The sequence below is a fragment of the Lysinibacillus sp. NPDC048646 genome (assembly GCF_050272295.1).
GTDB lineage: Bacteria > Bacillota > Bacilli > Bacillales_A > Planococcaceae > Lysinibacillus.
The window spans coordinates 89,518-113,674 of record NZ_JBNNLZ010000003.1 but is presented as its reverse complement, the minus strand read 5'-3'; the positions used below and the strand labels follow the sequence as shown (position 1 = coordinate 113,674).

The window sequence follows — 24,157 nt, the reverse complement described above, 5'->3', positions numbered from 1 at the left end:
ATTAAAGTTTTAATTTATCGTTACTTCGCCTGCAAGTGCGCGTTTTTCCTGTTCAGGGTCAAACTCTTTTTCCATTTTAGAAACAACTACTGCAGCCACACCGTTACCGATTAAGTTTGTGACAGCTCGAGCTTCTGACATAAAGCGGTCAACACCGATTAACAAAGCAATCCCTTCAACAGGTATCATTGGGAATGCAGCAAGTGTTGCAGCAAGTGTAATGAATCCTGAACCTGTTACACCGGCAGCTCCTTTAGAAGTTAGCATTAAAATGGCAAGCAATGTAATCTGATGCCAAATATCTAAATCAACACCATACGCTTGTGCGATAAAAATTGCCGCCATGGATAAGTAAATAGATGTACCGTCTAAGTTAAATGAATAGCCAGTTGGTACAACTAGTCCAACAACTTGTTTCGAACAGCCGTAGTTTTCTAATTTACGCATCATCGAAGGTAGCGCAGATTCAGAAGAGGATGTCCCAATAACGATGAAAATTTCATCTTTAATGTATTTAATGAATTTAAAAATACTAAAGCCGAAATAACGTGCGATTAAACCGATGATTAGAGTGATAAATATGAACATAGTAATGTAGACGGATAACATTAAGAAACCTAAATTACCAAGTGATTTTAACCCAAAGTTCCCAATTGTATAACTCATGGCACCGAATGCACCAATTGGTGAAATTTTCATTACCATATTGACAATTTTAAAGAAGATATCTGCAACTTGTTCAAAAAACTTAATCACTGGTTTGGCTGGTTCGCCAATCGCAGCTGCTGCTAATCCGAATAATACAGCCGAGAATAGCACCGGTAATAACTCGCCATTAGCAAGTGCTCCAACAACATTATCAGGAATAATCTGCATGATAAATGCGCCAATACCATGCTCCGCAGCAGCGGCCTGCTCCGTGTATTGTGATACATCTGCACCATTTGCAGCATCTGTATCGAAACCTTTACCAGGTTGGACAATATTAACAACGAGTAAGCCGATTGCGAGTGCAAACGTAGACACAATTTCAAAATAAATAAGTGCCTTCCCACCGATTTTACCAACCTTTTTTAAGTCACCCATACTACCAATCCCAATAACAACGGTTAAGAAAATAATAGGTGCAATTAACATTTTAATTAATTTGATGAAAATATCTGCTAATATTTTCAAGCTAGCGCCGAATTCTGGGAACACAGCACCCACAATAATACCGAGCACGATTGCAATCAGTACTTGTACAGTTAAATTTTTAAAATTAATACGCATTAAACTCTCCCCCTTAAAAAGTCGATGAATATTTTGTGAGCGTTTTCATGTGGCTATCATAGCTGAAATTTTCCGACAATAGTTTTTATGACCGAAAAGTTTCTATTGTTCATTTTGTTCATTTTTTGATGATGGCTATTAAAAATCAATAATGGCAGGGGTTTGAAGCTGTTTTATAGTAGAGGAGTATTTTGATGAACTATTATAATACAAATAATAAAACCCCACTTAAAAGTGAGGTTTTATCATTAATGACCAAAAGTATTGATTTAAGGAGAAACAATCTTTTGAATTTCATTAAGTATATTAGCATTTTCGACATTTGTCCGGTAATAGTCATAGACCGGTGAAAGTTTTTCTTTAAAGCGTTGACGCTCCTGTTCACTCATATCATAAATTTCAAAGCCAGTTTGTTGCTCTAGTTTGTGTAAATCGTTTTCATTCATGAGGATAGCCTGTTCAAATTGCCAATCTGTCGTTTCCACCATGGCTTCCTCAATATCCTTTTGTATTTTTGTCGGCAGTGATTTCCAAAACTTTTCGTTGATTAGAACAGCGTACCCTAAAATGCCATGCTTTGTTAAAGTCATATGTTGTTGCACTTTGTAAAAACCTTTCGAGTAAATATTGGAAGCCGTATTTTCTTGTGCATCAATCGCGTTTGATTCTAAATCAGTAAAGACCTCACTAAAGGAAATTGGGATGGAGGTCGCACCAACTGTCTCGAATTGTCTTTCAAGTGCTTTGCTAGGCATTGTGCGCACACGTAAGCCTTTTAAATCTTCAAAAGTGTGAATAGGATAATCGACTGCGGTTAAATGCTTGAAGCCATTATGCCAAAAACTAAGGCCCTTTACATGATAGGGCTCAAGCTCTTCTAATAATTGGTCGCCGATTGGGCCTGTTAGTACCTTCTGCACTTCATCATCTGTATTGAAAAGATAAGGTAGATCGAGCACTTGCCAATCGGGTACATAAGATGTCATTTTAGAAAAAGTGGGGATAATCATTTCAACTTTTCCGCTTTGTATAGCATTAAACTCATTTTCATCATTAAAAAGCGAGGCGTTTGGATAGACATGTACCTTAACCTCACCACTTGTTTTTTCCTCGACGAGCTCAGCAAATTTACTTGCTGCCAGCCCTTTCGGTGTATTTTCGGCTACGACATGACTTAAGTGAATGGTGATTTGTGTATCCAAGCCCTTTTGTTCATCATCATAGGGGAGAGGTTTTGCAAATAGTAAACCTTGTTGTATGCTTATGGAAATTGTTAACAGTAATGCGGTTGCTATTGTTCCAAGTATAAATTTTTTCATCTATTACACCCAATTGATTCGTATTTTCTTATGTTTTTGTTATTCTAACATATGGAGTAAACTAAAATATAGTAAGAGGGAGGCGATGGGCTTGAAATTTCATAAGTTATCCATGCAGAGAAAAATCATGTCTCTCACTTTTTTTATACTCATTGTTTCTTTTAGTATAGGCGGTACTTTTTTGTTAGGATTTGTGATGAATGAGCAAAAAGACAAGCTTGAAAATCAGGCATTACTCGTGGCAAAAACAGTATCGCAGTTACCAGAATTGAAAACTTATATTTCCCATGATGATTTTGTGATGGCGACACAACATATTAATCCTGTCGTGGAAGAAATTCGGGATATAAATGGTGCTCAGTATATTGTTGTGCTTGATATGCAAAGACGCAAATATTCGCATCCAAGTACGGATGAAATTGGTGGAATCTCACAATCTGGTGATTTAAACGCGGCGTTTTCTGAACATTATTATACATCAATTGCGCATGGAGAACATGGAGAGATGGTACGGGCTTTCGTTCCGATAATGAGCAATGATGGTCACCAAATTGGTGTAGTCGTTGTTGGTTATAGTGTGTTAACTGTCGCAGAGTTACTGCACTCTATCCAAAAAGAACTATTCATTACAATACTATTATCACTTCTATTTAGTGCTTGGGGTGCTCATACCTTAGGGCTTCATATGAAAAAACAGATGTTTGGATTAGAGCCACATGAAATTGCCAAAATGTATGTAGAACGAACCGAAACATTTAACGCTATGCATGAAGGAATTATTGCGATTGATAATGATTTAACAATTACAATTTTCAATGAAAAGGCCTGTGAAATTTTAGGGGTATCTGAGCGACCAGTGACGCTAATTGGTAAGAAAATTTTTGAGGTGCTACCTGATACACGATTGCCTGAAATTTTAGCATTAGATCGTCCTATCTACAATCGTGAGCTATATATTAATGGTCATAGTATTATGAGTAATCGAATACCGATACAGGTAAACGGGCAAACGGTTGGAGCTGTAGCTATGTTTAAGGACCGTACAGAAGTGAAACAGCTCGCAGAGGAATTAACGGGGGTTAGAGCGTTTGTGCAGGCCTTGCGTGTGCAAACCCATGAGCATAAAAATAAATTGCATACCATTGCAGGGCTTTTGCAGCTAGGTCATCATGCACAGGCACTTTCGTACCTAACGCAAGTGAAGGAAGAACATGATGAAATCACCAATTTTCTAAATGAACGTATTAAAAATGAAAATATTTCCGGTCTACTACTTAGTAAAATTTCTTATGCGAAAGAGCAAGGAATTACGCTAGAAATTGATCGGGCGAGCCATCTTTCAATATTTCCAAAAAATCTAGATCATCATGATTTTGTTATTTTATTTGGCAACTTAATAGAAAATGCCTTTGATGCATTAAAAGATATGCCAGCTGGAGAAAAAATCGTTCATGTTTCAGTTGATGAGGAAGACGGTGTGCTTGCGATATTAGTCACAGATAATGGCGTTGGCATAGCAGATGAGGTAAAAGCTCATATTTTTGATAATGGCTTTTCAACAAAGGAAAAGAAGGGCAGAGGTATTGGACTCTATTTGATAAAAGAAATTGTTCACAAAGGACATGGAGATATTGAAGTGAAAAGTGAACCTCATAAAGGAACAAGTTTTTTAATAACGTTTTATCTTCATTAAGCAACAGGTTTTTTTCGTGAAAGTGAAGTGTCAGTGATACAAGTTGAAAGGAGGGCTGACGGTGACGCTTATAAAGGTATTATTAATAGAAGATGATCCCATGGTGCGGGAGGTTAATCGCCAGTTTATTGAAAAGGTCGAGGGATTTGAGGTAATTGGACAAGCCGCAAATGGTGTTACAGGTTTAGAGCAAATTAGTATCCTCCAACCGGATTTAGTATTTATGGATATTTTCATGCCGGAGCAGGATGGGATTACAAGCTTGCATAAAATTCGTGAACTTAAAATGCATGTCGATGTCATTACCGTAACGGCAGCTAATGATATGGAGACGGTGAAGCAGGTATTACATCTCGGTGTCTTTGATTATATTATGAAGCCATTTTCGTTCGAGCGCGTGCAAGGGACCCTTGAGAATTATAAGCGCTTTAAGAAGAGAATGCAGACGGAGCAAGAGTTAACACAAGGGGAGCTCGATCAATTATTCCATTATCATGGTGGTCGTGAAGAGGTCGAGCAGACAAATGTCTTGAAGTACGAAAAAAATTTGCCAAAGGGTTTTAATCGGGCGACCCTTGAAAAAGTGGTGCATTATTTACAAACAGTGGATGGTGCTTCAGCCGAAGAAGTTGCGAGTGGCGTTGGTATTGCACGAGTAACGGCAAGGCGTTATTTAGATTATCTAGAAAAGCAAGAAGAAATAACGATGGATGTGCACTATGGAGGCATCGGCCGACCTATAAATTATTACTTTAGTAAATAAAAAGGAGTTGCCTCATCAGTCGTTAGGTGGGCAACTTTTTTTGCTGCGTGTTAGAGGAAGTTCGCACGATAGAAACAAAGTACTGATTTAATAGAAAAAGCTGTCTAAAAAGTATGCTCGCTTCCTTTTTAGACAGCTTCTTTTAATATTTAGTCATGCACCTAAAGTTAATTAGTCGGGCATAATCTTTTCAACAGGCTTTGGCGTTTTGATTTTTGGTAAGATTTTGTCAAGTGTGACTGTACGATTGATCGTATGCGTTGCTATGTCATTATCATCATATTGGTCAAGGAATGTAATAACCTCTTTTACAATCGGTGTTGGCGTAGATGCCCCAGCAGTAACCGCTACGGTATCAATTCCTTTTAACCATTCGATTTTTAGCTCAGATACGTCTGCGATACGATAAGAAGGTGTTCCAGCAATCTCAACTGACACTTGTGTTAGACGGTTCGAGTTATTTGATTTTGGGTCCCCAACTACAATTAGTAAATCGGCTTGCCCTGCTTGTTTAGCAACTGCCTCTTGACGAACCTGAGTAGCTAAACAAATTTCTTTATGCACTTCAATATGAGGAAATTTCTCTTTTAAACTATCCATTAAATGTGCAACATCCCACTGACTCATTGTTGTTTGGTTCGTTACCAATAATTTATCATTTGTTAAGTTTAATGTGTCAATATCAGTGGATGACTGTACTAAATGGACATGGTCTGGTGCAACACCAATTGCTCCTTCTGGTTCGGGATGGCCCTTCTTACCAATATAAATAATATCGTAGCCTTCAGCTGATTTTTCACGAATTAAATCGTGGGTAACTGTTACGTCAGGACATGTGGCATCAATGGATACTAAGCCTTTACGCTTCGCAATCTCACGAATTTCAGGTGAAACACCGTGCGCTGTGAAAATAACAGTGCCTGTTTCAACTTGTTCAATAATTTCTAAGCGATTGTCGCCGTCTAATGTGATGATACCATCCTCTTCAAAGGCATCAGTGACATGTTTATTGTGTACGATCATCCCTAAAATGTAGATAGGTCTCGGTAATGATTTATCTAGTGCGGCGTTACGTGCGATTACCATCGCATCAACAACGCCGTAGCAATAGCCACGTGGATTAATTTTTAATACTTGCATGGTTGTGACTCCTTTCAAGCTTACGTATCTACATTATAACGGACAGGCAGGGCGAATACAAAGAAACGTTATATCTATCAATTAAGTCTTGATGCAATTGCACCAAGACTATTTATTTGTATCGACTTATCGAACGATATGAAAAAATATTCGCTTATTTCCTTTCTATCGTGCCATATTTTATTACTTTACTAAACTACATAGGTGGCTGAAAAATACGTGGTTTGGAAGGAAGCGGTTCACGTGGTGTAAATGATGATGTAGATGTATTTTGTTGTGAAGAACGCCTACTTCTAGCTGAACTTGCTCTATCGCCTGAAGTAGCTGCCTCGGCTTCTACAGCGCTAGCCCCTGCAACAGCACCGGCAGCTGGGAGACCCTGAAACCCTTTATACAATTTTAAAAGGGATGGGATATTTTTCACCATCGGCATTGCTTGCTGAATATAAGGGGTATACGTTTTGGCAGAGTTGAATAAACTATTCGCTGATTGTAAAAATGAACCTATTTTTGAAGGTTCTTGCACAGGTGGCATTGGCATTTGCCCTCCAAATGACCCTATCCCACCACCAGACATTGGAAAGCCACCTGGAATTCGCGGTTGAATAGGGAAGCCACCCGGAATTCGTGGTTGAGTAGGGAAGCCTCCGGGTGGGAAAAAGGATTGTTGTGGCATCGGTGTAGGTGTAGGCATTTGCATGGGCATTTGCATGGGCATACCCATGCCGCCGGGATACATTTGAAACGGATAAGGTGGTCGAAATACCATGTTGATCTCCTTTCATTCAAGTTTATCATTGATGACATACCTGATTATAGATATGATATGCAGATACTTAGATTAGCGTTCGACAAACCCACTTATACAAAACAATTGATCGGAATGATTACATTTCCTGCGTTTGAAGTGGACTTTTCACTAAAATTAAACTGTTGTAGCGGATGTGCTTATAGAAATTTCTCGAAAAGGATACAAATTTTACCCTTTTTATCATTTTGGAAGTGTGAAGTGTTTGTCAGAAAATGTCCTTATTTAGCGAAAGAGTAGTACAAATGAAGGGGGATTCTAAGAAGATTTGTTGAACTTTTCTAAAAATGGTCCTTTGGAGCGATATTTTATGTTACATTTATGTAAACATGTAAAGTTATTGTTAAGATTGTTTCGTTTAACAAACGATAACATTTAACAATCGCATGCAATTTAGGGGGATTTCTGTGACTATTAAACTTAGAAGTATTTTATCTTTTAGTCTTATCGTATTGTTGGTGTTAATTTTGGGTATTTTTCAACAACAGAATTCAAAATCTCAACTGGAACAAATACAATTGATTAAAGAAAAGACGCTTCAAGCGACATTACTAGCTGATGAGATGAAATTGTCCGTTGTGCAGGTGCAGCAATATTTAACGGATATTAGTGCAACACGTGCTCAAAATAATTTAGACGATGGGTTTGAACAAGCAGAAAGATATAGTCAGATTTTTTACAAAGATCTAGAACAACTGAAAAACATACATCCTCAACATAAAGAAAAATTGGACGATATTCAAGCAACTTTTGATGAGTACTACAGCTCAGGGCAGAAAATGGCAACTAGCTATATCCAAGGTGGTCCAGAGCAAGGAAATCAAATCATGCTCGAATTTGACACAACTTCAATTGAAATTAATGAAAAAGTAGAAATTCTTCAGCAAGAAAGCATATTGGAAACGCAAACTGCATTAGACAGTGTTGAAGAACTAATAGATCATAATAAGAAATGGTTTTTATGGATATTTGGCATTATAGTAGGTATTTGTATAGCTGTAGGCTTTATATTGGTTCGTTCCATCGTGGTACCTGTCAATAGACTTGCTGTTGCTGCTGAAGTTATAGCGAATGGTGATTTAAGTCAAAAAGATGTAGAAGTCAGAACAAAAGATGAAATAAGAGATTTAGCCAATTCATTTAACTTGATGAAGTCCAATTTACATAGACTGATTCATAGTATGACTACAAATGTCGAACATACCACTTTAGCTGCTGAAGAATTAGCGGCGAGCACAGATGAAATTTCGCTGTCATCAAGTGATATTGCTAAACTTGTTGAAAGGATGGCAACAAGTGACAGTCAAGCTGCTGCCACTGGACGTGAAAGCTCGAGTGCGATGGACGAAACAGCACACGGCGTGCAACGCATTGCCGAAGCAACACAGATGCTGCATTCCAATGCGATAGACACACAATCTATTGCAAATGAAGGTGAAAAAACGTTACTCATTACAGAAAATCAAATGACGATTATTCAGCAATCATCGCAAGATACAAGTGAACGCATTAAGAAGTTAAGTGCACAATCAGCTGAAATCGTTTCGATAACAAAAGTTATTACAGACATTACTGAACAAACGAACCTGCTTGCGCTTAATGCTGCTATTGAAGCGGCACGTGCTGGTGAACATGGAAAAGGCTTTGCTGTAGTTGCGGATGAGGTACGTAAACTTGCGGAGGAATCCAAAAAATCTGCCAATCAAATTGTTGATTTAATAGCGCTCATCCAGCAAGATACAATAGAAGTGGAAAAGGCAGTGGGTGTCACGGTACTAAATGTTGACGAGGGTGTCGCGTTCATTCACAATGCCCAAAATGCTTTCGATAAGATTTTGAGCGCGATCGAATCGATGACTTCTCAGATTGAAGACGTTTCCGCTTCTACACAACAAATTTCAGCAAGTTCGGAAGAGGTCGCTGCATCTGTCAATGAAATGTCTTCCTCAGCCAATCATGCTGCACAGCAGTCAGGTTCGATTGCATCGGCAATTGAAGAGCAAGTAGCAACTATTCAGGAAATTAACAATGTCGCAAAGTCATTAAGTGATGAAGCGTTATCGGTGAAAGAAGAAATTATTAAATTTAAAATTTAAACGAAAATAAGAAGTAGCTGGAGAGATGGTTTCTTTTCTCCTGCTACTTTTTTGTGGTGAAGGATTATTCATCTTCACTAATACGGAGCATTCTGTATCCAACGCGCACATGTGTCTGGATATACTTTGGAGTAGATGGATTCTCTTCTATTTTCTTACGTAGAGTTGCCATAAAAACGCGTAGACTGGGAACGTCTGTCGGAAGTACATTTTGCCATATTTCTTTCAATAGAAAATTATGTGTGAGTACTTTGCCAATATGCTTTGATAAAACGACTAAAAGCTTATATTCAATCGGCGTCAAATGCACTTCTTCACCACGCACAAACACTGTATTTGCTAAATAATGAATTTCTAAATTTCCGTTCACAAATACAGATTGCAAACTATCCGAATCATGCTCAATTGCTGTTCTCCGTAATGCTACACGAATACGAGCGAGTAACTCCTCCACACTAAATGGTTTCGTGACATAGTCGTCTGCTCCAGCATCAAGCGCATTGATTTTATCGTATTCTTCACTTCGAGCACTAACGACGATGATAGGTGTTTGTGACCAGCTTCTCACTTTATGAATAAAATCTACGCCATCCATATCTGGTAATCCCAAATCAAGAATAATGACATCGGGTTTCATTGACAGCGCTTTTTGTACGGCACTTGTACCATCTCGCACAATGTCGAATTCATAATGCTGCGTTGTCAATGTCATTTTAATCAAGTTCCCAATTGCCACATCATCTTCCACTACTAAAATTCGTTTATTCATGGATCGTCATTACTCCTTTTTTTAGTGAAAAATTAAAAATAGTCCCCTGTGGTTTATTATCCGAAACCGTTAATTCACTTCCATGTAATTTTAATATGGTTTGGCACAATGCCAAACCTAATCCTAGTCCTCTTCGACTATCACTTCGTTGTACCTTACCTGTTACAAATGGTTCGAACAGTGTTTCTTTTAAAGAATCATCAATACCAGGTCCATTATCTGTGATACTAAAATGCACAGCTTCTCCCTTTTCCTTTGCCAGTAAGGTTATCTCACTATCCGGTGATGTATAGGTCAATGCATTATCAATTATGTTAATGAGCACCTGAATAATAAGACGTCCATCCATCAATGCCAATAATAAATCTGGCTCGACATGGTAAGCTATTTTGTGTGTATTGTTAATAGGAATGACGTGTGAAAGTGCTTCCTGAATAATATCCTCCACAAGCTCTAATTGCATCTCTAAAGCAAATTGCCCATCATCTAACTTTGAAACTGCCAGTAAATTCTCTACCATTTGTACAAGCCATTTCGAATTTTTATAAATATCTTCATATAATCGAATTTTTTCTGTATCTGGAATTTCAGCTGTATTGGTTAACAATATATCTGCATTTCCAGAAATAGTAGTCAGTGGCGTTCGTAAATCATGGGAGATTGCTCGTAAAAGGTTAGCTCTCATTTGCTCTAGTTCAGCTTCTTTTGCCACTTCTGCATTTAATTTTTGTAAATGCCATTTATCAAGAGCAAAAGAAAAATCATTTATTATGGCATGTAGAATATTGCGCTCAAATGCTGGTAATGCGGAATTTTTTGAAAGAGCTATACCAACTATCCCTTTTACACTACCACTAGAAATAATCGGCAAATAATAGGCATTGACCTCCGGGAAAATATCGGTCGTCACGCCAGCTACATGCTGATTACTAATTACCCAATTTACGACACCCAGTTCATTGGTGTTTTCAAAGAGTGTGGCTATATCATTATTTTCATCATTAGATATACTCTCTGTTCGATAAAAAATAGATTTGACAATCAAATTATGCTCTATTTCAAAAAATTGCACGGGTTTTTCAACTAATTTAACGATTTGTGACATGCCCTCTAAAATAATATCATCTAGTGATTTGGCATGCTGCAACTTTCGATTTGTTTCTAGTAATACTTCCATCCGATAAGATTTACGAACTGCAACTGCAGCTTGCTTCTTTATCTTCTTCGTTAAACTACTGGTGATTACGCCTGAAATGAACATAATTAAAAAAGTCATAGGGTAATCGAGATGGTAAGCTTCGAATGAAAAACGCGGCTCTGTAAAAAAGAAATTAAAAAGGAGGACGGCTATCACTGAACTAATGATACTCATCATCCATCCAGATGACCATATCGCAAGAATTAACACACCTAAAATGTAGATGGTGATAATGTTCGACTCACTGACCCCAATCCTGTAGAAAAATAGTCCAATGAGTGATACCAAACTGAATACCACAAACATTTTCAACAAGTCCAACCACTCAAATGTAAGTTGATTTCTTACATTAGGAAAGTAAAATGGCTCATTCTCATGATCAGGTACAATATGAATAGCTAAGTTTGGTACGTAATCATTGATCCGATCACTGATTTTAGCATTGGGTTGCCACCATTTCTTTTTAACAGCAGTTCTTCCAATTACTAATTTTGTCACGCCGCTAATTTGAGCATAGTTAGCAAGGGCTACTGCTACATCGTCTTCCTGGACGATTACGACATGCCCACCTAGCTGTTCAGTCAGTTTGACATGTTGTTGGTAACGTTCGGTATTTGCTTCATTTTGATGTTCATCTTTTTCTTTTTGGACGTAAAGAGCAGTAAATTTACCATGTAAGGCTTGTGCAAGTCTGGCAGCAGTTCGAATAACTTTAGCATTGGTAGGAGAACTGCTAATACCGACAAGGATATGTTCCTCTACCTGTGTACATTGTTTAAAAGAATGGTTATCGATACCTTGTTTGTAATTGATGGTATCTGCTGTTCTTCGAAGTGTAACTTCTCGGAGAGCGACTAAATTTTCTTTACGAAAAAAAGAATCCAGAGCTTTTTTTGCTTGTAGCATGTGATAAATTTTACCTTCTTTAAGGCGTTGTATTAACTCATCTGGTTCAATATCTACAATCTTTATTTGTGCTGCACGATCGATTAAGTAATCCGGTATGCGTTCTCGTACGCTTACCCCTGTAATTTCTTCCACTATATCCTGTAGGCTTTCAATATGTTGAATGTTGATAGTTGTATAGACATGGATGCCATTTGCCAGTAATTCTTCTACGTCCCCATAACGCTTTAAGTGGCGCATAGTCGGAACATTTGTATGTGCTAGCTCATCAATAAGGACAATCTCTGGTTTACGTTTAAGGACCGCATCGATATCTAATTCTTGAAAGATTTTCCCTTTATAATTGATTTTTCTGGTTGGTAGTTGTTCAAGGCCTTCCATTAAGGCGAATGTTTCAGGACGAGGATGTGGCTCCACATAGCCAATTACCACGTCTTTCCCTAATATCTTGGCTTGCTGTGCAGCGTCAAGCATAGCATAAGTTTTGCCAACGCCAGCTGCATAGCCAAGAAATATCTTTAGTCTACCAGCTGTAGGGTCTTCTTCTCGTATCTTCGCTAAAAACGTCTCTGGAGTGGGGCGTACATCTTCCATGATTCTTCACCTCATTTGTATTATAGCGCTATCTTCCATTAAGAAAGTGTAAAGATTTCACCTTAATGTTTTCTTAATATCAAGAGGCCATTTCCTAACGCTACATTAATTTGAAAGTCAGTATGATGAATATATCCAATAGAGGGAAGGGTGAGTTCGATTGATGGACCTATTAATGGTTAGTTTACTGCTTATTAGTTTTGCCAGTCTTTATGCGTTAACGGTTTGGTGCTACACACTAGTCAATGAAAAATAAAGGAGGAATCATCATGTGGATAGTCATGGGAATTACGCTTGTGTTGCTTTTTGGTTATCTGGGGCATGCATTATTACATCCAGAAAACTATTAATAGGCTTTAAGGAGGATAGCGTATGTGGCAAATAGCGATTGTTTTAAGCATTTATGTACCGCTGGTCATACTAGCGGGTCATTATCTTTTCCGAGTAACAATGCAACAAAAAACATGGCTTGATCCGGTATTGGATAAAGTCGATGGTGTCATTTATAAAATATGTGGCATTAAGCAAGTCGATATGACAGGGAAACAATATGTGCTGACGCTCATGTTATCAAATGCCTTTATGGTGTTCGTTGGCTATCTTCTATTACGTCTGCAGTCGACTTTGTTTTTAAATCCAAATGATATTGATAATATGGAAGCCTCACTTTCCTTTAATACAATCATTTCATTTATGACCAATACAAATCTTCAGCATTATAGTGGTGAATCAGGACTTAGTTATTTATCGCAGATGCTTGTGATTATATTTATGATGTTTACGTCTGCAGCTACAGGTTATGCAGCCTGTATGGCATTCTGCCGCCGTTTAGTTGCTAAAACTGATACACTGGGTAATTTTTTTATAGATTTTGTACGTGTCATTACCCGTGTATTATTGCCCATTTCAATGGTAGTTGCAATCATGTTAGTTTCTCAAGGTTCGCCTCAAACCTTAAGTGCGAATAAGACCGTACAAACGATAGAAGGAAAGATGCAAGATATTGCACTTGGGCCTGTGGCATCGCTTGAATCTATTAAGCATGTAGGTACAAATGGTGGTGGTTTTTATGGTGCCAATTCAGCGACGCCTTTTGAAAATCCTACTGTTATTTCTAACATTATAGAAATGCTGTCCATGATGTTGTTACCTGGGGCATGTATTGTCGCATTTAGCTTGATGATTGCTTATCGAAAAAAGAAAACGATATTTGGCAAGCAAGGACTATCTATCTTTGTTGCAATGAGTATGCTGTTCCTCATGGGCTTGGTAACGGTCTATGTAGCTGAGCGCACGGGTAATCCAATCATTAGTGAGCTTGGCCTTTCGCAGGAACTGGGAAGTATGGAAGGGAAAGAAATACGCTTTGGTGTCGCGCAATCTGCGTTATTCACAACGGTTACAACTGCCTTTACAACAGGGTCTGTCAATAATATGCACGACACATTAACGCCAATTGGTGGACTTGTACCGATGTTTAACATGATGTTAAACGTTGTATTCGGGGGCAAGGGAGTCGGACTGATGAACATGATGATGTATGTCATGTTAACGATTTTCATTGCCTGCCTCATGATTGGTCGAACACCTCAGTTTTTAGGAAAGAAAATAGAGGAAAAGGAAATGAAGTTAATAGCACTTTGTATTTTAATTCATCCTGCCATTATTTTGTTATTTTCAGCACTGGCTGTTGCAACTACGGCTGGCGTTGCAGGCATAACGAATCCGGGGGCTCATGGGTTATCTCAGGTTCTATATGAATTTGCTTCTGCTTCGGCGAATAACGGCTCTGGTTTTGAAGGATTATCTGATAATACGACATTTTGGAATGTCACGACAGGTTTAGCCATGTTCTGTGGGCGCTATCTAACGATTATTATTCAACTAGCTATTGCATCACTTTTCGCGAAAAAAGTGTGGTATGGCGATTCAGTAGGAACATTGAAAACCGACAATACGACGTTTACATTCTTACTCGTTGCCATTGTCATAATGATGGGCGCCTTAACATTTTTACCGGCATTGGCACTTGGACCTATTACTGAGCATTTACAAATAATTTCTTGATGAGGAGAGACACTTATGGAAACTGCCAAAAAAAGTTTTATCACGAGTGATATGATGAAAAGCTCAATGATAGAGTCTTTAAAGAAATTTAATCCAGTATACATGATAAAGAATCCTGTTATGTTCGTCGTAGAGATTGGGTTTTTATTTGTTCTATTGTTAACGATTTTCCCTAATCTCCTGGGAAGCGGGGGAGGAGAGCATGGTCGACTTTATAATGCAATCGTCACTATTATTCTCTTCGTTACGATTCTCTTTGCTAATTTTGCAGAGTCTATTGCTGAAGGAAGAGGCAAGGCGCAAGTACAAACGTTGAAAAAGACAAAAACAGTTACACAGGCACGTGTCCTTTTGGCTAACGGCTCAGAAATAATGAAACAGGCTCATGAACTTAAAAAAGGGGATATTGTTTTAGTTCAAGCAGGTGAAGTTATTCCAAATGATGGCGATGTCATTGAAGGAATTGCTACAGTTGATGAATCAGCCATCACTGGTGAATCTGCACCGGTGGTGAAAGAGCGTGGGGGTGATTTTTCTTCTGTTACTGGTGGAACGACCGTAACAAGTGATTGGCTAATGATTGAAATCACTTCACTGCCTGGGGAGTCTTTTTTAGATAAAATGATTGCACTCATAGAAGGTGCAAGTCGTAAAAAAACGCCGAACGAAATTGCCTTGAATACGCTTTTAGTAAGTTTAACGATGATCTTTTTATTAGTGGTCGTTACACTTTATCCAATGACTAATTATTTAAATGTACAGATTTCAATTGCCACGTTGATAGCACTTACAGTCTGTTTAATACCTACAACGATTGGTGGATTGCTGTCTGCGATAGGAATTGCGGGCATGGACCGGGTGACACAGTTCAATGTCATTGCAATGTCGGGAAGAGCGGTGGAAGCTTGTGGCGATGTAGATACATTGATTTTAGATAAAACAGGAACGATAACGTATGGCAATCGCATGGCATCTGAATTTTCACCCGTGAAAGGTGTCGATCGAAGAGAATTGATGCGAGCTGCATGGCTTAGCTCACTAACAGATGATACACCAGAAGGAAAGTCAATCTTATCTCTAGCTTGCGATTTAGGTGTTGATACAAAAGAGGAAGAGAACCTTATTAAATCCAGCGAGCATATTCCATTTACAGCGCAGACTCGGATGAGTGGATTGGATATGACGGATGGCACAATAATTCGTAAAGGTGCTTACGATACGATAAAACAAGAGAGTCTTGCTGCAGGTCATAACATCCCTGCAAATTTGGAACAACTTGTCCATCAAGTATCTTCTGTTGGGGGAACACCGCTTGTTGTAGCGGTAAATAATAAAATTTTAGGCGTTATCTATCTTAAAGACGTTGTAAAGACTGGTTTAAAGGAGCGTTTTGAACAGCTCCGAGCAATGGGCATTAAAACAATCATGTGTACCGGAGATAACTCACTTACGGCCGCAGCTATTGCTAAAGAAGCGGGAGTGGATAGTTTTATCGCAGAAAGTAAGCCGGAAGACAAGATTAAGGTTATTAAGGATGAGCAGGCCCTTGGAAAAGTAGTAGCAATGACAGGGGACGGAACGAATGATGCCCCTGCATTGGCACAGGCGAATGTTGGTCTTGCAATGAATTCAGGGACAAATGCAGCAAAAGAAGCAGCTAATATGGTAGATTTAGATTCTAATCCAACTAAAATAATAGAAGTTGTAGAGATTGGCAAACAATTACTGATGACTAGGGGAGCCTTGACAACTTTTAGTATTGCCAACGATGTAGCTAAATATTTTGCCATTATCCCGGCAATGTTGATGGTAGCAGTACCAGAGATGAAGACGTTAAACATAATGAGTCTCAATTCGCCAACAAGTGCAATCATTTCGGCTTTAATTTTTAATGCGGTGATTATCCCATTATTAATCCCTATTGCAATGAAAGGGGTAAAGTATAAGCCAATGAGTGCATCCAAATTATTACACAAGAACTTACTTATTTATGGACTAGGCGGCATTATTGCTCCTTTTATTGGAATAAAGGCGATTGATCTATTGGTTGGACCACTATTACACATAATGGGTTTTTAGGAGGGCAGTTATATGAATAGATTTTTTGAAAACTCGAAACAAGCACTGTTGGTGACTTTAACGATGTTCGTATTATGTGGTTTATGTTATCCATTTGCAGTGACAGGAATTGCTCAAGGGTTATTGAATCAACAGGCAAATGGTAGTTTAGTGGAAGTCGATGGTAGAGTAGTTGGTTCAGAGAAACTTGGTCAGTCCTTTACGTCACCGGAGTATTTCTGGGGCCGAGAATCTGCTATTAATTACAATGTTTATTCGAAAGAAGATACCATTCCAAATGACCATGGCGAAATAGCTTATAGTGGTGTTAGCTCAGGGACTTTTAACTATGCACCGTCCAACCCTGAACTGAAAAAACGAATTGAGTTGGCTATAACAGCATTTTTACAAGCAAATCCGACTGTCAAACGTGAAGACATTCCTGCTGATTTGATGACTGCTTCTGGTTCAGGTCTTGATCCACATATCAGCGTGAAGGCAGCGGAAATTCAAATAGAGCGTATTGTGCGAGCAAGCGGTCTTTCACGAGAAGAGGTAGGGAAGATTGTGAAGGCTAACACCGAAAGTCGTGATTTTGGTGTGTTTGGAGAGGATAAAGTAAACTTCCTTATGGCAAACTTAGCTATATTTAACAAAATAAAAGAAAATGACTAGTGAACAAATGTAGAACAAGTCCATAAAATAAAGCCGTTAGAGAAAGGACATCATGTCTGCTCTAACGGCTTCTGTATGGATAAGCGAGTTTATTGCTCTGTTACTCTTGTGAATTAACGAGTATTTTTATATGGTTTTTTTCTTTCATTAATGCTTCAAAGCCTTCGGTTACAACTTCATCAAGGCCAATACGTTTTGTCACAAGCTTGTCTGCAGGGAAATAACCTTTTGTCATTAATTCCATTACTGCAGGGAAAATATCACGATAAGCGATAATTCCTTTTACAGTACGCTCTGAAAGAACGAGGTTGTTCGGCTGTATGGAAGCTGCTGATTCCCAAATAGAAACGATGATTGTCTCGCCTTCAAATGTAGTAGCGTCAATGGCTTGTTGTAATACAACTGGCACGCCTGTCACTTCAAATGCAACATCCACGCCTCCATTTGTTAACGCATGCAGTCGAGCTACTGCATCTTCATCTTTTGGATTGATGGCTGCCGTAGCGCCTAATTCCATGGCTTTTGCTGCACGTTCTGGGGAAAGTTCCACTGCATATATTTCAGATGCGCCTGCTGCGCGAAGGGCCTCAATAACAAGTAGACCGATTGGCCCCGTTCCAAAAACGGCTGCTTTGTCCCCTGCTTTAAGTTTACTCTGACGAACTGCGTGTAATGCAACTGCTGCTGGCTCTACCAGCGCACCTTGTTCATATGAAAGACCTTCTGGCATTTTGTGCACCATGTGTTCGTCTACCATTGTGTATTCAGAGAAACCGCCACCACCGCCAGAGAGACCATGGAATCCTAAATGTTTACAAATATTATACTTGCCTTTCTTACAAGCAGCACATGCACCACATGCAAGAATAGGTTCTACCACAACAGGGTCACCTAATTTTACTTTTGTTACACCTTCGCCAAGTTCTACAACTTCACCAGAAAACTCGTGACCCATAACAATTGGCGCTATATCATTACTTACATAGTGAGGTTGTTCGACCGGAATGAATATTGGGCCTGCTGCATACTCATGTAAATCGCTTCCACAAATACCTGTCCAATGTACTTTAATCTTCACTTTTCCAGGTGCAATAGTTGGTTCTTCAATGTTTTCTACTCGGATGTCTCTTGCTTTATACCATCTTGCTGCTTTCATCAAAAATCAACCTCCTCAAGTATCTTACATTTTCTATCATAACATGTGGTAATTCTACAAATCATTAGTTGGTGATAATTGACATAAAATCTACTAAAATTGATCTACATTCTTTTTCATGTACCCAGAGTACTTTTTTAATTGCATAATAGCAGTATTTAAAGTAAGTTTGATAAGGGCTAGCGTTGAAACGGTGATAAATACAAGAGATTAACGATAATCCTTGTGTTTATAGAACGTAAAGATACCTAAATGTACGAATCATGGTACAATAGGTTAGATATTAGGAGGTACGAAATATGTCGAAATATACAGATTATAATTTTCAGCCATTTTTGCAGGACGCAATTGCAAAACTTGGCTTCGCAGAACCAACGCCGATACAAAAGGAAATCATTCCACTGCTACTTAAAGGAAAAAGTGCGATTGGTCAAGCACATACGGGTACAGGAAAAACACATAGTTTCTTAATTCCAATTGTGCAACGTGTCAATGTTGAAAAACAGGAAGTACAAGCTGTCATAACTTCACCAACACGTGAACTGGCACAACAAATTTATGATGCATTAACTCAATTAATTGAAGGAACAGAAATTCAAGCGAAATTATTTATTGGGGGTACGGACAAACAACGCTCCATTGACAAGCTAAAAACGCAGCCACAAATCGTTGTTGGTACACCAGGACGTATTCGTGACCTTGTTTCAGCGCAAGCGTTATTTGTGCATACGGCACCAATTTTAGTAGTAGATGAAGCAGACTTAGCTTTCGACATGGGCTTCATAGAAGATATCGATGGTTTTGCCTCTCAAATGCCTGAGAAGCTTGAAATGTATGTATTCTCAGCAACAATTCCAGAACGTCTGCAACCATTCTTGAAAAAATATATGGAAGCCCCAGTACATGTGCATATGAATGACAAACGCCCAGTAGCTGAAGGTATTGACTTTGTATTAGTACCAATTCGTTCAAAGTCACGTAACAAACGTTTACTAGATGTAATTGAAGGCATAAATCCATTTTTAGCGGTCATATTTACGAATACACGTAAAACAGCTGAGCACGTAGCGGGCTATTTAACGGAAAATGGTATTCGTTGTGGGCAAATTCATGGTGATCTAGCGCCACGTGAACGTAGCCGTATGATGAAGCAAATTCGTGATTTAGAATATCAATATATCGTAGCAACGGACCTTGCTGCTCGAGGAATCGATATTCAAGGCATTTCTCATGTTATTAACTATGAAATTCCGGAAGATCTAGAGTTCTTCATCCACCGTGTTGGTCGTACAGCACGTGCTGGCAATAAAGGAACTGCCATTACCTTATTCGAGCCTTCAGATGAGGATGCTTTAGCTCGTGTCGAAAAAATGGGGATTCCTTTCGTTCAAAAAGACGTAAAAGACGGTGAATGGACAGAGCTAAAAGAACGTCATGCCCGTAAAAATCGTGTGAAACACGAAAACGAAATTGATGCGAAAGCAAAATCGATGGTACGTAAGCCGAAGAAAGTGAAACCAGGCTACAAACGTAATATGAAATGGGAAATGGATAAAATTAAAAAACGTGAACGTCGTATAAAAGCACGCGGCAAAAAATAAGGAGGTATACTGATGCTACTTGGCTCACATGTTTCAATGAGTGGGAAAGATATGCTACTCGGTTCTAGTAAAGAAGCTCTCTCTTATGGAGCTAATACCTTTATGATTTATACAGGTGCTCCACAAAACACACGTCGTAAACCTATCTCTGAACTTAATATTATAAACGGCTTATTACACATGAAAGAGCATGGCATGACAAATATCGTCGTGCATGCTCCCTATATTATTAATATAGCGAATAGTGAAAAACCTGAAACGTTCCGCCTTGGTGTAGATTTCTTGCAATCTGAAATTGAACGTACTGCTGCATTGGAAGCTACACAAATTGTTTTACATCCTGGTGCACATGTTGGCGCAGGGGCAGATGCAGGGATTGCTAAAATTATTGAGGGCTTGAATGAAGTATTATCACAGGATTTCCCCGTGCAAATTGCATTAGAAACAATGGCAGGGAAGGGGACAGAATGTGGTCGCTCTTTTGAAGAATTAGCAAAAATCATTGATGGTGTGACCCATAATGAACGACTTTCAGTATGTTTTGACACCTGTCATACTCATGATGCTGGCTATAATATCGTAGAAGATTTTGATGGTGTGTTAAATGAATTCGATAAAATCATCGGTGTGGATCGCATAAAAGTGCTTCACATTAACGACTCTAAAAATGTTCGTGGTGCCGGTAAAGACCGCCACGAAAATATTGGTTTTGGTCCTATTGGTTTTGATGCATTAAAATATGTAGTACATCACCCACAGTTAATGACCATACCAAAAATTTTAGAAACACCATTTGTCGCATTAAATAGTGATGCGAAAACGAAGTCAGCACCTTATAAGTACGAAATTGAGATGTTGCGTAGTGAAGAATATAAACCCGAACTTATCGACGCGTTACGTGGATAGGTAAAGAAATAGCCCGAATCAGTAGATGTACTGATTCGGGCTTTCTATTGTCTATAATGATCAGCGTGTAAACATACATTACTTTGTAAATAGGGCTATAAGTTGGCGAGAACGCTTTCTTCCCAACACCGCTTCGACTTCTACAAGTATGTCTTTAGGAATACCTAAAAAGAGCCAAGAAAATGAGAATTGCTCTAAATAAGGTCTAAGTTTTTTCACTTCAGAAGTGCTAATATCAAAACCTTCGGCACGTGCAATCGCAACAATTTCCTTATCACTACTTTGTGATAATTGCTGTAAAAATTGAATACTCAAAGCTAACCCTCCTCTTAAGTTTTGTTTACTTTACAAAACCTGAACTTTCATTTATACTTACATTTTGTAAATCGTAATGATTATGAATTAGAAAGAAGCGAATAGCATGAAGAAAACATTAATCGAAATTGAAAACGTGTCATTTCAATATGACTATACACAAGTATTAAAAAATATTTCTTTTCGAGTGGAGGAAGGAGATTTTTTAGCATTACTTGGTCCGAATGGTTCAGGTAAATCAACGTTACTAAAAATTATTTTAGGTTTACTGAAGCCAATGTCTGGTGAAATAAAGTTATTTGGTGTGCCTAGTGCAACATTTAAGCACCGTGAATGGATTGGTTATGTGTCACAAAAATCCAATGCCTTCAACTCTGGATTCCCAGCAACTGTACAAGAGGTTGTTAAAAGTGGATTAACAAAAAAATTAGGGCTTTTTAAACGTCCTGCGCGAGATGCTAAAGATAAAGTGCAAGAAGCATTGAAAGCAGTAGGGATGGAAGGTTTTATGAATCGTAATATTGGCGAATTGTCCGGTGGGCAGCAGCAGCGCGTCTTTATTGCACGTGCTCTAGTGAGTGAGCCTAGTCTACTAATTTTAGATGAGCCTACTGTCGGCATCGATCATGAGAATGTACAGTCATTTTATGATATGCTGGCGAAATTGAATCGGGAACAAGGGATTTCGATGATACTTGTCACACATGATGTTGATACAGTGTCGAATCGTATCAGCCATGTTGCGTGTTTAAATCAAACGATTCATTTCCATGGCTACAAAAATGAATTTGATACGATTTCACAGGATGCGCTCGATGCGTGGTACGGCCATTCCGTGAGAAAGATTCACTAAAGGAGAAGGCGTAATGATAGAAGCAATTTTAAACTATGAATTTTTACAAAATGCCTTTTTCTCAGGGCTTTTAATTGGCATAATTGCACCACTTCTAGGTGTTTTCATCGTAGTTCGCAGATTATCGTTAATTGCGGATGCCTTATCACATGTTACATTGGCTGGCATTGCAGGTAGCTTGTATGTAAGTCAAACTTTTGCCGCGTTTGCAATGCTTAATCCGATCTATTTAGGCATTTTTGCTTCAGTAAGTGGCTCTATATTAATAGAACGCTTACGAAGGTTATACAAGCATTACGAAGAGCTAGCGATTCCGATTATTATGTCAGGTGGGATTGGGATTAGTGCTATATTCATTTCACTTGCAAGTGGATTTAGTACAGATTTAATGAGTTATTTATTTGGTTCGGTGTCAGCTGTATCACGCCAGGATTTATGGGTGGTCGTGGGGATTGCTGTGGTTGTGATTGTCTTTTTATTTTTATTCTTTAAGGAGCTATTTGTGCTGTCATTTGACGAAGAATATGCGAAGGCTAGTGGTTTACCTGCACGGTGGGTACATCTATTGTTTATGATTGTGACAGCGCTCGTTATTGCTGCAAGCATGCGAATTGTGGGTATTTTACTTGTATCTTCACTCATGACGTTACCAGTTGCTGCAGCAATGCGACTGGCAAAGGGTTTTAAGCAAACAATCATCTATGCTATTGTCTTTGGCGAAACAGCTGTATTAATTGGTTTAGTGAGTGCATTTTATTTAGATTTAGCACCTGGTGGTACAATTGTAGTTACTTCGATTTTCATATTATTACTCGTAATCTTAGGTAAGAAAGTAGTATTTAAATTATCTGCAAAACAAGGGGAGGCAGCACTGTGAATATTTCAAGAGCGTGGGGAATTTTAAAAGAAAACGGCTATAAAAAAACAGATAAACGTGAATTAATATTAGATATGTTTGCGGCAACGGATAAATATTTAACCGCTCGTGATTTATTAGATGTGCTGAAAAAAGATTTTCCAGGCATGAGTTTTGATACGATTTATCGCAATCTGGCAACGTTTGTGAAGCTCGGTATCTTAGAAGAAACGGAATTAACTGGCGAACGAAATTTTCGTATGCAATGCGAGTCAGAACATCATCACCATCATTTTATTTGTATGGACTGTGGCAATGTTAAAGAACTTCATCTTTGCCCGATGGAAATGCTTGGAGAAAAACTTCCTAATTATGAAATCGAAAACCATAAATTTGAGATTTACGGAAAATGTCCAAATTGTAAGCACGAAACTCTGTCAAAATAAACTTTGACAGGGTTTTTTATTTGTAATGGAATAATAATCAAAGTTAACTATATCAGCTAGAGTCGAAAGAGCTGTAAAAGAAGGGGCTGTCAAAAAAAGTGAAAATAGTATGATAGGAGTTTGATAATACAGGTAATAACCCGCGTAGACTCCTGTGGGAGAGCAAGCGCACTACCCCAGCAGGAAGCGGATTTTTACCGTATAGGTAACAATTGTTATTGTTTGAGGGGCTTTAGGGGCAATCCCTTTAGAAACTGATTAGGATAATTTACGCAGAGCGTCAATTTTTTTACAGTCAATAATAAGTGGTGAATTTGATGTTCCACACTCTAGGAAATAAGCGCAACAATTTTGCGGATTGAAGCTGATAAAAGTCAAGCCAAGGAAGCTACCACCTCCTGACAAGAAGATATCCACTAAAGTTCCTGCTTCTAATTTTCTAAGTTGGTCACAAATACAGCTTCTACAATTGTTAGCAAATCCGTTTGTGCACTGTTCTTCTTTATGAGAATGACATTTTTCCCCTTTTTCACAGTGACATTTTTCTTCCTTATGACAACATTTACTACTTTTTTCGCATTTGCAACGATCCCAGTTCATATGTGTTCCATATCGTCTATCCTCCATTTTCAAGACCTCCTTTCTCCATAGTGAATGTAAAGCTAG

20 protein-coding genes are annotated in these 24,157 nt (G+C 38.5%); 11 read left to right on the top strand and 9 right to left on the bottom strand.

Translation table 11 applies throughout. The annotated features are described in order from the left end of the window. Positions 1 to 9: 9 nt before the first annotated feature. Positions 10 to 1,272: a dicarboxylate/amino acid:cation symporter gene (locus ACQKII_RS05090; RefSeq protein ID WP_427456963.1), complete on the bottom strand. Its 1,263-nt coding sequence runs from the start codon at positions 1,270 to 1,272 to the stop codon at positions 10 to 12. A 269-nt stretch (positions 1,273 to 1,541) separates the two neighbouring features. Then, positions 1,542 to 2,591, bottom strand: a complete 1,050-nt coding sequence (locus ACQKII_RS05085) for a TRAP transporter substrate-binding protein (protein ID WP_427456961.1) — start codon at positions 2,589 to 2,591, stop codon at positions 1,542 to 1,544. A gap of 112 nt (positions 2,592 to 2,703) precedes the next feature. Between ACQKII_RS05085 and ACQKII_RS05080 the strand changes: the two genes are divergently transcribed. Together ACQKII_RS05080 and ACQKII_RS05075 are read left to right on the top strand one after the other, a co-directional pair. Then, a complete protein-coding gene (locus ACQKII_RS05080) occupies positions 2,704 to 4,284 on the top strand; it encodes an ATP-binding protein (protein ID WP_427457457.1) in 1,581 nt (526 codons plus the stop codon). A gap of 61 nt (positions 4,285 to 4,345) precedes the next feature. Beyond that, a complete protein-coding gene (locus ACQKII_RS05075; protein WP_427456959.1) occupies positions 4,346 to 5,047 on the top strand; it encodes a response regulator in 702 nt (233 codons plus the stop codon). A 171-nt stretch (positions 5,048 to 5,218) separates the two neighbouring features. Here the strand turns inward: ACQKII_RS05075 and ACQKII_RS05070 are convergent, their stop codons facing one another. Next, positions 5,219 to 6,187, bottom strand: coding sequence for a 4-hydroxy-3-methylbut-2-enyl diphosphate reductase (locus tag ACQKII_RS05070; protein ID WP_427456957.1), 969 nt, complete (start codon positions 6,185 to 6,187; stop codon positions 5,219 to 5,221). 196 nt (positions 6,188 to 6,383) lie between these two features. Next, positions 6,384 to 6,956 (bottom strand): VrrA/YqfQ family protein, encoded by a 573-nt coding sequence (vrrA, locus tag ACQKII_RS05065; protein WP_427456955.1) that lies wholly within the window; start codon positions 6,954 to 6,956, stop codon positions 6,384 to 6,386. A gap of 446 nt (positions 6,957 to 7,402) precedes the next feature. Between vrrA and ACQKII_RS05060 the strand changes: the two genes are divergently transcribed. Then, positions 7,403 to 9,091, top strand: a complete 1,689-nt coding sequence (locus ACQKII_RS05060; protein WP_427456953.1) for a methyl-accepting chemotaxis protein — start codon at positions 7,403 to 7,405, stop codon at positions 9,089 to 9,091. A 64-nt stretch (positions 9,092 to 9,155) separates the two neighbouring features. On the opposite strand, the gene ACQKII_RS05055 is transcribed toward ACQKII_RS05060, so the two are convergent. Beyond that, positions 9,156 to 9,860 (bottom strand): response regulator transcription factor, encoded by a 705-nt coding sequence (locus tag ACQKII_RS05055; RefSeq protein WP_427456951.1) that lies wholly within the window; start codon positions 9,858 to 9,860, stop codon positions 9,156 to 9,158. Continuing rightward, a complete protein-coding gene (locus tag ACQKII_RS05050) occupies positions 9,853 to 12,558 on the bottom strand; it encodes a DUF4118 domain-containing protein (protein ID WP_427456949.1) in 2,706 nt (901 codons plus the stop codon). Before ACQKII_RS05050 ends, ACQKII_RS05055 begins: the two co-directional genes overlap by 8 nt. A 372-nt stretch (positions 12,559 to 12,930) precedes the next feature. Between ACQKII_RS05050 and kdpA the strand changes: the two genes are divergently transcribed. From kdpA to kdpC, 3 genes are read left to right on the top strand one after another with little or no spacing between them, the layout of a single operon-like run. Next, entirely contained in the window at positions 12,931 to 14,625 is a 1,695-nt protein-coding gene (gene kdpA, locus ACQKII_RS05045) for a potassium-transporting ATPase subunit KdpA (protein ID WP_427456947.1), read from the top strand. Positions 14,626 to 14,640: 15 nt separating this feature from the next. Continuing rightward, positions 14,641 to 16,704, top strand: coding sequence for a potassium-transporting ATPase subunit KdpB (kdpB, locus tag ACQKII_RS05040; RefSeq protein ID WP_427456945.1), 2,064 nt, complete (start codon positions 14,641 to 14,643; stop codon positions 16,702 to 16,704). Between the two features lie 12 nt (positions 16,705 to 16,716). Continuing rightward, positions 16,717 to 17,358, top strand: a complete 642-nt coding sequence (gene kdpC, locus ACQKII_RS05035; protein WP_427456943.1) for a potassium-transporting ATPase subunit KdpC — start codon at positions 16,717 to 16,719, stop codon at positions 17,356 to 17,358. 100 nt (positions 17,359 to 17,458) lie between these two features. On the opposite strand, the gene ACQKII_RS05030 is transcribed toward kdpC, so the two are convergent. Next, positions 17,459 to 18,514, bottom strand: a complete 1,056-nt coding sequence (locus tag ACQKII_RS05030) for a 2,3-butanediol dehydrogenase (RefSeq protein WP_427457455.1) — start codon at positions 18,512 to 18,514, stop codon at positions 17,459 to 17,461. Between the two features lie 299 nt (positions 18,515 to 18,813). On the opposite strand from ACQKII_RS05030, the gene ACQKII_RS05025 reads away from it, so the two are divergent. Both ACQKII_RS05025 and ACQKII_RS05020 read left to right on the top strand, forming a co-directional pair. After that, positions 18,814 to 20,115 carry a DEAD/DEAH box helicase gene (locus ACQKII_RS05025; protein ID WP_427456941.1) on the top strand — a complete coding sequence of 434 codons (1,302 nt, stop codon included), beginning with the start codon at positions 18,814 to 18,816 and terminating at the stop codon, positions 20,113 to 20,115. 12 nt (positions 20,116 to 20,127) lie between these two features. Continuing rightward, a complete protein-coding gene (locus ACQKII_RS05020) occupies positions 20,128 to 21,021 on the top strand; it encodes a deoxyribonuclease IV (RefSeq protein ID WP_427456939.1) in 894 nt (297 codons plus the stop codon). A gap of 78 nt (positions 21,022 to 21,099) precedes the next feature. On the opposite strand, the gene ACQKII_RS05015 is transcribed toward ACQKII_RS05020, so the two are convergent. Then, positions 21,100 to 21,336: a Nif11 family protein gene (locus ACQKII_RS05015; RefSeq protein ID WP_427456937.1), complete on the bottom strand. Its 237-nt coding sequence runs from the start codon at positions 21,334 to 21,336 to the stop codon at positions 21,100 to 21,102. 106 nt (positions 21,337 to 21,442) lie between these two features. Between ACQKII_RS05015 and ACQKII_RS05010 the strand changes: the two genes are divergently transcribed. Genes ACQKII_RS05010 through ACQKII_RS05000 form a run of 3 tightly spaced genes read left to right on the top strand, consistent with a single transcriptional unit; the run spans position 21,443 to position 23,491 of the window. Continuing rightward, positions 21,443 to 22,189 carry a metal ABC transporter ATP-binding protein gene (locus tag ACQKII_RS05010; protein WP_427456935.1) on the top strand — a complete coding sequence of 249 codons (747 nt, stop codon included), beginning with the start codon at positions 21,443 to 21,445 and terminating at the stop codon, positions 22,187 to 22,189. Between the two features lie 13 nt (positions 22,190 to 22,202). After that, a complete protein-coding gene (locus tag ACQKII_RS05005) occupies positions 22,203 to 23,066 on the top strand; it encodes a metal ABC transporter permease (protein ID WP_427456933.1) in 864 nt (287 codons plus the stop codon). Then, a complete protein-coding gene (locus ACQKII_RS05000) occupies positions 23,063 to 23,491 on the top strand; it encodes a Fur family transcriptional regulator (protein WP_427456931.1) in 429 nt (142 codons plus the stop codon). The genes ACQKII_RS05005 and ACQKII_RS05000 overlap by 4 nt, the downstream gene beginning before the upstream one ends. Positions 23,492 to 23,749: 258 nt before the next feature. On the opposite strand, the gene ACQKII_RS04995 is transcribed toward ACQKII_RS05000, so the two are convergent. Then, a complete protein-coding gene (locus ACQKII_RS04995) occupies positions 23,750 to 24,118 on the bottom strand; it encodes a hypothetical protein (RefSeq protein ID WP_427456929.1) in 369 nt (122 codons plus the stop codon). Positions 24,119 to 24,157 lie beyond the last annotated feature (39 nt).

Excerpts from the sequence above, each read along its gene's own strand:
- kdpA (WP_427456947.1), top strand. The coding sequence starts at position 12,931 with ATGTGGCAAATAGCGATTGTTTTAAGCATTTATGTACCGCTGGTCATA.
- kdpC (WP_427456943.1), top strand. The coding sequence starts at position 16,717 with ATGAATAGATTTTTTGAAAACTCGAAACAAGCACTGTTGGTGACTTTA.
- ACQKII_RS05070 (WP_427456957.1), bottom strand. The coding sequence starts at position 6,187 with ATGCAAGTATTAAAAATTAATCCACGTGGCTATTGCTACGGCGTTGTT.
- ACQKII_RS05090 (WP_427456963.1), bottom strand. The coding sequence starts at position 1,272 with ATGCGTATTAATTTTAAAAATTTAACTGTACAAGTACTGATTGCAATC.
- ACQKII_RS05030 (WP_427457455.1), bottom strand. The coding sequence starts at position 18,514 with ATGAAAGCAGCAAGATGGTATAAAGCAAGAGACATCCGAGTAGAAAAC.
- ACQKII_RS05050 (WP_427456949.1), bottom strand. The coding sequence starts at position 12,558 with ATGGAAGATGTACGCCCCACTCCAGAGACGTTTTTAGCGAAGATACGA.
- ACQKII_RS05085 (WP_427456961.1), bottom strand. The coding sequence starts at position 2,591 with ATGAAAAAATTTATACTTGGAACAATAGCAACCGCATTACTGTTAACA.
- ACQKII_RS05080 (WP_427457457.1), top strand. The coding sequence starts at position 2,704 with ATGCAGAGAAAAATCATGTCTCTCACTTTTTTTATACTCATTGTTTCT.
- ACQKII_RS05005 (WP_427456933.1), top strand. The coding sequence starts at position 22,203 with ATGATAGAAGCAATTTTAAACTATGAATTTTTACAAAATGCCTTTTTC.
- ACQKII_RS05055 (WP_427456951.1), bottom strand. The coding sequence starts at position 9,860 with ATGAATAAACGAATTTTAGTAGTGGAAGATGATGTGGCAATTGGGAAC.
- ACQKII_RS05020 (WP_427456939.1), top strand. The coding sequence starts at position 20,128 with ATGCTACTTGGCTCACATGTTTCAATGAGTGGGAAAGATATGCTACTC.
- ACQKII_RS04995 (WP_427456929.1), bottom strand. The coding sequence starts at position 24,118 with ATGGAGGATAGACGATATGGAACACATATGAACTGGGATCGTTGCAAA.
- vrrA (WP_427456955.1), bottom strand. The coding sequence starts at position 6,956 with ATGGTATTTCGACCACCTTATCCGTTTCAAATGTATCCCGGCGGCATG.
- ACQKII_RS05025 (WP_427456941.1), top strand. The coding sequence starts at position 18,814 with ATGTCGAAATATACAGATTATAATTTTCAGCCATTTTTGCAGGACGCA.
- kdpB (WP_427456945.1), top strand. The coding sequence starts at position 14,641 with ATGGAAACTGCCAAAAAAAGTTTTATCACGAGTGATATGATGAAAAGC.
- ACQKII_RS05010 (WP_427456935.1), top strand. The coding sequence starts at position 21,443 with ATGAAGAAAACATTAATCGAAATTGAAAACGTGTCATTTCAATATGAC.